Raw genomic sequence first — 7,852 nt, 5'->3', positions numbered from 1 at the left:
GGGCTGACATTCAGCAGATGTGTTGCCTGTTCTGCCGCTATCGCGAGCAAGCTCGCTCCCACATTGGATCTCACTGGTTTTAAGTCAGTGCTTACTCAGGTTCGTGCTGCTTTCAGGCACTTCAAGTCAGTGAAATCCTTCTTCACCCCGTCGATTTTCTTCAGCAGCCGTTCGCGCTGGGGCGGGGTGCTTTCGGCCATCAGGTCCACCAGCAGGCTGCGGGCCTGGGCTTCGGTTTTGCTGAAGGCTTCGCGGTAGGCGGGGGTCCAGAGGCTTTCGCGGTTGACCAGCAATTGTTCGATGCGCTTGGGAAAGTCGGGGCTGTGGCGTTGGGCCACGGCTTCGCTGAACTGGTTTTGCCAGTGGGCGCGGTTGGCGATCCATTGCTGGTTCTGGTCACCCAGGGCGGTGGACCAGGCCATCACCCGTTGGCGTTGGGCGTCGTTGAGCGGGCCAAGCCAGTCGTCCAGGCGTTTGACCATGCGGTCGCTGCGTTCCTGGATCTGTTCCTGCAACGTCGGCTTGAGGTACTGCTGCTGGCGTTTGCGCTGGTCCTTGACGAAGGCGGCGTCCATGTCATCGACCTGGTCGTCGTTCAGGCCTTGCAGCAGTTCGATGGCCGAGGGGGTGATTTCCCGGGCGGTTTCGGCGATGGCAGCCTCGGCTTCCCGGGTGCGCTGTTGCAGGGCTTCGTCGGTCACCTGGTCGGTTTGCACCATGGTCTTGAGGCGATCCAGCCAGTCGAGGTAACCGGGCAATTGGGTGGTGCAGTGCCAAGTCAGGTGGTCCTTGAGGCGTTCGTCGAACCAGTTCTTTTGCTCGCCTCTGATGTCCAGGTAATCGTTGAGGGTCCAAGGGATGATCAGGTCGAGGTTGCGGTAGGCCAGGCCTATGCGGGTGCAGGCGGTGAGTGTCAGCAGCAGGGCGATGAACATGGCAGTGCGGGTCAACCAGCGCGGCATGAGCGAGTCCTTGCAAAGGCGTAGGTGCTTTGTTTGAGCATCGCAGACACGCGGCAGTTCAGCCGATTAAATGCGTAACGCTTAGTAAAAAGGGTGGGCCATCTTGAGGGTCAGCAGGCTGTCGCATTCGCTGTTGTGGCCGGAGTATGCCGAGCAACTGCTGCCGCTGAGGCTTGAGTCGCTGTAGATCAGGTCCAGGTCGATGCCCTTCCACGGGCGGGAAATTTTCAATGACCAGTCGCTGAAACTGCCGACATAACCGTTCTCGACCGACACTGGCGTATTGAGTTGGTGGGTGGTGTATTTGGCGCTGATGCCAATGCCGAACGGCACATTGCCACCCAGGTCGGCAAACAGCGTGCTGTTCTGTTTGTCCGGGTCGTTGCTCAGGGCCGCACCGAAGCGGCTGCCGAGCACGGTCAGGCCGCCGTAGAACTCCTGGCTGTCGAGGGTATCGACGGTGGGGTAGCTGTAGTGGATCAGGCCGACTTCGTAGCCCAGGGTCTGGTCGAAGGGTTGTTTAAAACCCATGTAGGAATCCACTTCCAGATCGGCGGATACGCCCGCGCTGGGTGACCACTGTCCCACGTACCAGCCGCTGTCGTGGCTCAGGTCCAGGCCACCATGGAACGAACCGGTGCTAGACGGGGTGACCAGGCCTTGGGCCATGCTGCGGCTGGGCGTGGTGCCGAGTTTGAGGTCGAAGTCGCCGAGTTCGCGCTGGAATACCTGCCCCTGGGCGAGGGAACAGGGCAACAGGCTGATCATCAGCAGAACAGTAGGGCCACGCATGCTTCACTCCATGAAAAGCGGGAAGCAGGATCGGTTATTAAGCTGAAACGCTTGAGCTAGAGAGGCGAAAGCATACCGACGAATGCTCGGCAGCGAGGGCCGTTCGTCGATTCATGGGAAATAGGCGGGGCGGGGGAGGGTTCCAGTCCAAGCGCTTCGAAGCTCAAAGCGCTTTGGGACCAGGTGACGCGCAGGTTACTTCTTGCCCAGGCTGATCTGCTTGGACGGGCCGAATGTCTGGCCGCTGACGCCTTTGGCAATTTGCTGGATCTCGCCGCCGGACTTGAGGAACGCAGCGATCTGGTCGTTGATCGACTCGCTGGTTTCAACGGCTGGAGCTGGCTTTGCTTTGCTGTTGGATGCTTTTACGCGCATGACGGCCATTAACCTGTAGATAATTAATTGGGCCAGGCATCGTACAGGAAATACTTGACAATTGCTTGGCAAATATCCTTCTGAATTATCGCTAGCGTGATGGAAATAACCAGCCGTTATCCGGCAATTATTGCCCTAAGCCTCTGTTTTAAATAACAACCGTGTGAAGAATATTGCGCCGATAGCGGACGGCACGCACCGTCACCGGTCTGACGAATGGCTGTGCCTCGGACGAAAACCCAGGAAAATCAACGGTTGTCCCTGGCCTTGCCGGCAAACCTTGCCGTCGGCCACGAATCGCGCCGCAAAACCGGGTAGAATGCCGCCCACGCAATGAGGGTATTGGAAATGGCTTTAGTCGGGCGCTACAACAGTTTGCAAGTGGTTAAACACACTAACTTCGGTTTATATCTGGACGGCGGTGCGGACGGCGAAATCCTGCTGCCCAATCGTTATATTCCCAAGGATATTCCCAGTGAAGATGAAGACTGGCTCAATGTTTTCATTTATCTGGACAGCGACGACAAACTGATCGCTACCACGGAAAAACCCAAAGTTCAGGTGGGTGAGTTCGCCAGCCTGAAAGTGGCTGAAGTCAACAGCATCGGCGTGTTCCTGGACTGGGGCCTGCCCAAGGATCTGTTGCTGCCGTACTCCGAAGAAAAGCGCCAGATGACCGCCGGCGAATACTGCGTGGTGCACGTCTACCTCGACAAGCACACCCGCCGCATCACCGCCACGGCGCGCCTGGATCGTTATCTGGACAAGACCCCGGCCAACTACACGCCGGGCCAGGAAGTGGATTTGCTGGTCGCCGAAGCCACCGACATGGGGTTCAAGGCGATCATCAACAACAAGCACTGGGGCCTGATCCACAAGAATGAAATCTTCAAGTTCATGCGCGCCGGCAAGCAGGAAAAAGGCTTCATCAAGGAAATTCGCCCGGACGGCAAGATCAGCCTGAGCCTGCAGCCCGTGGGCCAGGAAGCTGCCACCAGCTTGAACGCCAAGATCCTCGCCAAGTTGCGCGAAAACAACGGCACGCTGCCGGTCAGTGACAAGAGCGACCCGGTGCTGATCACCAGTCTGTTTGGCGTGAGCAAGGGCAACTTCAAGAAGGCCATTGGTGCGCTGTACAAGAATGGGCAGATTGTCATTCATGCGGATCGCATTGAATTGAGCTGATTGACGACAGAATCCTGTGGACCTGTGGACCTGTGGACCTGCGGTCTTGCAGGTTGTAGGTCTGTGGCGAGGGAGCTTGCTCCCGCTGGGGCGCGAAGCGGCCCCCGAGCCTGCCTCCTCGGTCTGCCTGATTGATTGAACACACCGGGTTTGGGGCTGCTTCGCAGCCCAGCGGGAGCAAGCTCCATCGCCACAGGTTGTTCCTATCTGTATACAAACCCCTGCACCTTTAGCATGCACCCACGCCCTGTTCGTGGGCGTATGCTTGCTCTTGCCCGGCTTTAACCGCCGCTACACACCCCGGTTTGTCTCACATTCTTCGCCTATGGCACGCATTCTGCGTAGTAAGGCGTATACAAACCATGCCGGCTCCCGTGCGCAGTATGGTGAGCAGGTCGGTACGGGGGCACGGCGGTACTCAAAGGAGCCCCGCGATGTCCGAGCAATTGCCCAACGGCTACAGCCCCCGCCTCTATAACGAGGACTTGGGCCCGCTGCCGCAGAAATGGAATTGGTACAACATCTTCGCCTTCTGGATGAGCGATGTGCACAGTGTGGGCGGTTATGTGTTTGCCGCCAGTCTGTTCGCGCTGGGGTTGGCGAGCTGGCAGGTATTGATTGCCTTGCTCGGCGGGATCTGCATCGTGCAGTTGATCGCCAACCTGGTCGCCAGGCCGAGCCAGCAGGCGGCGGTGCCGTATCCGGTGATCTGTCGGTTGGCGTTCGGGGTGTTCGGGGCGAATATTCCGGCGGTCATTCGCGGCTTGATCGCCGTGGCCTGGTACGGCATTCAGACGTACCTGGCCTCCAGCGCTCTGATCATTGTGGTGCTACGGTTTTTTCCTTCGATGGAAGCCTACGCGACGGCGCATTTTGCCGGTTTGTCCTACCTGGGCTGGTTCGGTTTCCTCAGCTTGTGGTTCGTCCAGGCGCTGGTGTTCTGGACCGGTATGGAATCGATCCGTCGTTTCATCGACTGGGCCGGACCGGTGGTGTATGCGGTGATGTTCCTGTTGGCCGGATGGATCGTGTGGAAGGCCGGTTGGAGCAATATCAGCTTCACCCTGGCGGAAAAGTCCCTGTCTGGTTGGCAGGCGTTCGGCCAGGTGATCGTGGCGACGGCGCTGGTGGTGTCGTACTTTTCCGGTCCGACCCTGAACTTCGGCGATTTCAGCCGTTACTGCCGAAGCATGTCTGACGTGCGCCGGGGCAATTTCTGGGGGCTGCCGGTGAATTTCCTGGCGTTCTCCCTGGTCACCGTAGTGATTGTTTCCGGGACCTTGCCGGTGTTCGGCGAAATGCTTCATGACCCGATCGCCACTGTGGCGCGCATCGACAACAGTGTGGCCGTCTTGCTGGGCGCCTTTGCCTTTGTGACCGCCACCATTGGCATCAACATTGTCGCCAACTTTGTCTCTCCGGCGTTCGACTTCGCCAACGTCGCGCCCAGCAAGATCAGTTGGCGCGCTGGCGGCATGATCGCGGCGGTGGCCTCGATTTTCATCACGCCGTGGAACCTGTTCAACAACCCCGAAGTGATCCACTACACCCTCGACGTGCTGGCGGCGTTTATCGGGCCGTTGTTCGGGATCCTGCTGGTGGATTACTACCTGATCAAAAAACAGCAGATCGACGTCGATGCGTTGTTCAATGACGGGCCGAGCGGGCGTTATTACTACAGTGGCGGCATCAACTGGACCGCGGTGAAGGCGTTGATTCCGGCCACGTTGATGGGCGTGGCGATCACCTTTACGCCGTTGCTGCAACCGATGGCCAACTTTGCCTGGTTCACCGGTTGCTTCCTCGGCGGGGTGTTGTATTTCGCCTTGGCGCGACGTGAGCCGGCCGCGCAGTTGAACAAATCGCTCAGCCCAGCCGGCCAGGCCTGATCAACGCAGGGCGGTCTGGGCGCAAGGCCTTGCCGCGCCCTGGCTGGCGGGCCGCAGCAACAGGCCGCCGGCCAGCAGCAGACCGCTGCCGGCGATGATCAGCGCCGGTTGCAGGCCGCCGCTGAAATGGCTGCTCAGCGCCGCCAGCAGTGGCCCGCTGAGCTGGCCCACGGCAAAGCAGGCGGTCAACAGGCCAGCGTTGCGCTGGGTGGCGTGGGGCGACAGCTCCCGGGAGCGCAGCATCACCAGCTGCATGCAGGCCAGGAACGGCGTGCCACACAGGATCACGCCCAACGCCAGGCCCGGGCCGCTGCCCAGCAGGCAGGCAAATACCCCGGCGGCTTGCAGCCAGAGCGTACCGATCAGCCAGCGACCGGTGGTGTTCGGGGTGGGGCGACGCAGGCTGACCAACAACACGCCGGTGGCGGCGGCCAGGCCGAAGCAGGGCCAGAACAGGTCGGCCAGCCATTGCCCGTGGAACTGCGCCGAGGCCATTTGCGACAGGAACGTGGCCGGAATGATGTAGCCCACGCCGTACAAGGCGTACACCACACCGAGCCGAGCGATGCCACGGTTCGGCGAGGCGCTGACCGGCGCAGCAACGGCCGCGGCTGCGGCAGGTCGCGGCAGGATCGGCAAGATCACCAGCAACATCGCCAACGCCACGTCGGCATACACCAGCCACAGGGTTGCGGAAGTCTGGCCCAGCAGGTTCGAGCCCAACGCCAACAAACCTGTCAGAAAAATCCCCAATCCAGGTCCGGCAAATACCAGGGCGCCGTGCCGTGGCCGTCCCGCCGCCGCTGCCAAGGGCTGGCTCAGGGCGGTGATCATCACCATCACCCAGGCGCTCGCCACGCCGGTGCCAAAGCGCAATGCCAGGTGTGGCCAGAAACCCCAGGCCCAGAACGAGGCCAAGGTCAGCAATACACACAGCCACAGGCCGCCGAGCAACCGTCGCCGCACCTGCTCCGGGCGCCGGGCGAACATGGCGTCCAGCGCGCCGAGGAAATAACCCAGGTAGTTGGCCGCGGCAATCAGACCGGCGGCGGTCAAGTCGAGCTGACCTTCGCCGATCAAATGAGGTAACTGGGGCGTAAGGGCAAAGCGGCCAATGCCCATGGCCATCATCAGCGCGATGAAGCTGCCGAGCAGGCGAATTAGAGGTGACATGGTCGTTCTCCGGGTGTCGGGGCGAATGACCGTCAGGCTAGGACTGATGGACTTTCATTAAAAATGAATAATAGTGAGTAACTTGTTCTTTTTTGGAGAAGGTCATGGAGTTCAGCCAATTACGGATTTTCCAGGCCGTGGCCGAAGAAGGTTCCATCACCCGGGCCGCCGAACGCTTGCACCGGGTGCCGTCGAATCTTTCGACCCGGCTCAAGCAGCTTGAAGAGCAACTGGGCGTGGACCTTTTCCTGCGCGAACGTCAGCGTTTGCAGTTGTCACCGGCAGGAAAAGTCCTCTTGGACTATGCGGCCAAGCTGTTCGCCTTGCACGACGAAGCCCATGCGGCGGTGCAGGGTGGGCAGCCGGCCGGGGATTTTGTGCTGGGCACGATGTACAGCACGGCGGCGACGCATCTGCCGGACTTGCTGGCGACTTATCACCGGGCGTATCCGGCGGTGAATCTGCAAGTGCAGTCCGGGCCGAGTGGCGAATTGCTTGAGGGCCTGCTCACCAATCGTCTCGACGCGGCGCTGGTGGACGGCCCACTGGAGCTGGCGGGGCTCGATGGCGTGCCGTTGTGCGACGAGCGGTTGGTACTGATTACCGAGGCCGATCATGCGCCGGTACGCAGTGCACTGGATGTGCAGGGTCGCGCGGTGTTCACGTTCCGGCGTGGTTGCTCCTACCGGATGCGCTTGGAAGCCTGGTTTGCCCATGACCACGCGACCATGGGCCGGGCGATGGAAATCGAGTCTTACCAAGGGATGCTGGCGTGTGTGATCGCCGGCTCCGGGGTGGCGCTGATGTCGGAATCGATGCTCGCCAGCCTGCCGGGCCGCGAGCGGGTGGCAGTGCACCCGTTGGTCGAGCCGTTTGCCAGCGCCACGACCTGGCTGATGTGGCGCAAAGGCATGGTCGGGGCCAACCTCAATGCTTGGATTGAATTGCAACAACAGGCCTGGCCGCGAGCGCCCATGACGACGGCGCAATCGGCTTGAACTCCGAGAGGTGGATTTGGATCAATTCAGTAACAGATCATTGCAAACTGAGACGAGCATTGCGTAGAACATCGGACTATTATCAGTGCGAAGGGGCCACAGTAATTTGCCGCTCGTACCACCCTGAGGGGGCACCACGATGAAAGAGAAAATCCAGAATTGGCTTCACGACCTGGGTGTCGCGCTTGGCCTGATCGAGCCACCGATGCAACCGATACCGATCCGCACCGATGACGAGCAACGCCGCCGCCAACCGCGCCGCCGGTAAACCCACCAGGCATTTGGAGAGATCGCAGTTGCGGACCATTTCATTTGAGATGGCCCGCAACTGCGATCTTTTTATTGGTGATGTGAAACCCTGTGGCGAGGGAGCTTGCTCCCGCTGGCTGCGCAGCAGCCCCAAGATGTACCTATCACCGCAATGCATCAGACAGGGCGTCGGGGCCTGCTGCGCAGTCCAGCGGGAGCAAGCTCCCTC

Annotated in this window: 8 protein-coding genes; 4 read left to right on the top strand and 4 right to left on the bottom strand. The window is 60.3% G+C overall.

Annotated features, from left to right (window positions below; all coding sequences use genetic code 11):
- Positions 1-95: 95 nt before the first annotated feature.
- The 3 genes from LQ215_RS19335 to LQ215_RS19325 all read right to left on the bottom strand — a co-directional run bounded on the left by LQ215_RS19335 (position 96) and on the right by LQ215_RS19325 (position 2,138).
- Positions 96-962 carry a DUF6279 family lipoprotein gene (locus LQ215_RS19335; protein ID WP_230152121.1) on the bottom strand — a complete coding sequence of 289 codons (867 nt, stop codon included), beginning with the start codon at positions 960-962 and terminating at the stop codon, positions 96-98.
- A gap of 81 nt (positions 963-1,043) precedes the next feature.
- Positions 1,044-1,754: a TorF family putative porin gene (locus tag LQ215_RS19330; protein ID WP_230152120.1), complete on the bottom strand. Its 711-nt coding sequence runs from the start codon at positions 1,752-1,754 to the stop codon at positions 1,044-1,046.
- Positions 1,755-1,949: 195 nt separating this feature from the next.
- Positions 1,950-2,138 (bottom strand): hypothetical protein, encoded by a 189-nt coding sequence (locus tag LQ215_RS19325; RefSeq protein WP_018607615.1) that lies wholly within the window; start codon positions 2,136-2,138, stop codon positions 1,950-1,952.
- Between the two features lie 339 nt (positions 2,139-2,477).
- Here LQ215_RS19325 and LQ215_RS19320 point away from each other — a divergent pair, with 339 nt between their 5' ends.
- Both LQ215_RS19320 and LQ215_RS19315 read left to right on the top strand, forming a co-directional pair.
- A complete protein-coding gene (locus tag LQ215_RS19320; RefSeq protein ID WP_230152119.1) occupies positions 2,478-3,314 on the top strand; it encodes a CvfB family protein in 837 nt (278 codons plus the stop codon).
- A 434-nt stretch (positions 3,315-3,748) separates the two neighbouring features.
- The gene (locus LQ215_RS19315) at positions 3,749-5,203 is read left to right on the top strand and encodes an NCS1 family nucleobase:cation symporter-1 (RefSeq protein ID WP_230152118.1); all 1,455 of its coding nucleotides are present in this window, start codon (positions 3,749-3,751) and stop codon (positions 5,201-5,203) included.
- Here LQ215_RS19315 and LQ215_RS19310 read toward each other — a convergent pair whose 3' ends face one another.
- Positions 5,204-6,376, bottom strand: a complete 1,173-nt coding sequence (locus tag LQ215_RS19310; RefSeq protein WP_230152117.1) for an MFS transporter — start codon at positions 6,374-6,376, stop codon at positions 5,204-5,206.
- Between the two features lie 104 nt (positions 6,377-6,480).
- Between LQ215_RS19310 and ptrR the strand changes: the two genes are divergently transcribed.
- Positions 6,481-7,374, top strand: coding sequence for a putrescine utilization regulator PtrR (gene ptrR, locus LQ215_RS19305; RefSeq protein ID WP_230152116.1), 894 nt, complete (start codon positions 6,481-6,483; stop codon positions 7,372-7,374).
- A 139-nt stretch (positions 7,375-7,513) separates the two neighbouring features.
- Positions 7,514-7,642, top strand: coding sequence for a PA1414 family protein (locus LQ215_RS29525; protein WP_256222727.1), 129 nt, complete (start codon positions 7,514-7,516; stop codon positions 7,640-7,642).
- The last annotated feature ends 210 nt before the right edge of the window (positions 7,643-7,852 follow it).

The organism is Pseudomonas brassicacearum (genome assembly GCF_918698105.1).
Lineage (GTDB): Bacteria > Pseudomonadota > Gammaproteobacteria > Pseudomonadales > Pseudomonadaceae > Aquipseudomonas > Aquipseudomonas brassicacearum_F.
The sequence above is the reverse complement of the archived record's forward strand: the minus strand, read 5'-3'. Positions and strand labels throughout refer to the sequence as shown.

Bases quoted from the DNA above. Each gene is read 5' to 3' on its own strand.
- LQ215_RS19310 (WP_230152117.1), bottom strand. From the start codon at position 6,376: ATGTCACCTCTAATTCGCCTGCTCGGCAGCTTCATCGCGCTGATGATG.
- ptrR (WP_230152116.1), top strand. From the start codon at position 6,481: ATGGAGTTCAGCCAATTACGGATTTTCCAGGCCGTGGCCGAAGAAGGT.
- LQ215_RS29525 (WP_256222727.1), top strand. From the start codon at position 7,514: ATGAAAGAGAAAATCCAGAATTGGCTTCACGACCTGGGTGTCGCGCTT.
- LQ215_RS19325 (WP_018607615.1), bottom strand. From the start codon at position 2,138: ATGGCCGTCATGCGCGTAAAAGCATCCAACAGCAAAGCAAAGCCAGCT.
- LQ215_RS19330 (WP_230152120.1), bottom strand. From the start codon at position 1,754: ATGCGTGGCCCTACTGTTCTGCTGATGATCAGCCTGTTGCCCTGTTCC.
- LQ215_RS19315 (WP_230152118.1), top strand. From the start codon at position 3,749: ATGTCCGAGCAATTGCCCAACGGCTACAGCCCCCGCCTCTATAACGAG.
- LQ215_RS19320 (WP_230152119.1), top strand. From the start codon at position 2,478: ATGGCTTTAGTCGGGCGCTACAACAGTTTGCAAGTGGTTAAACACACT.
- LQ215_RS19335 (WP_230152121.1), bottom strand. From the start codon at position 962: ATGCCGCGCTGGTTGACCCGCACTGCCATGTTCATCGCCCTGCTGCTG.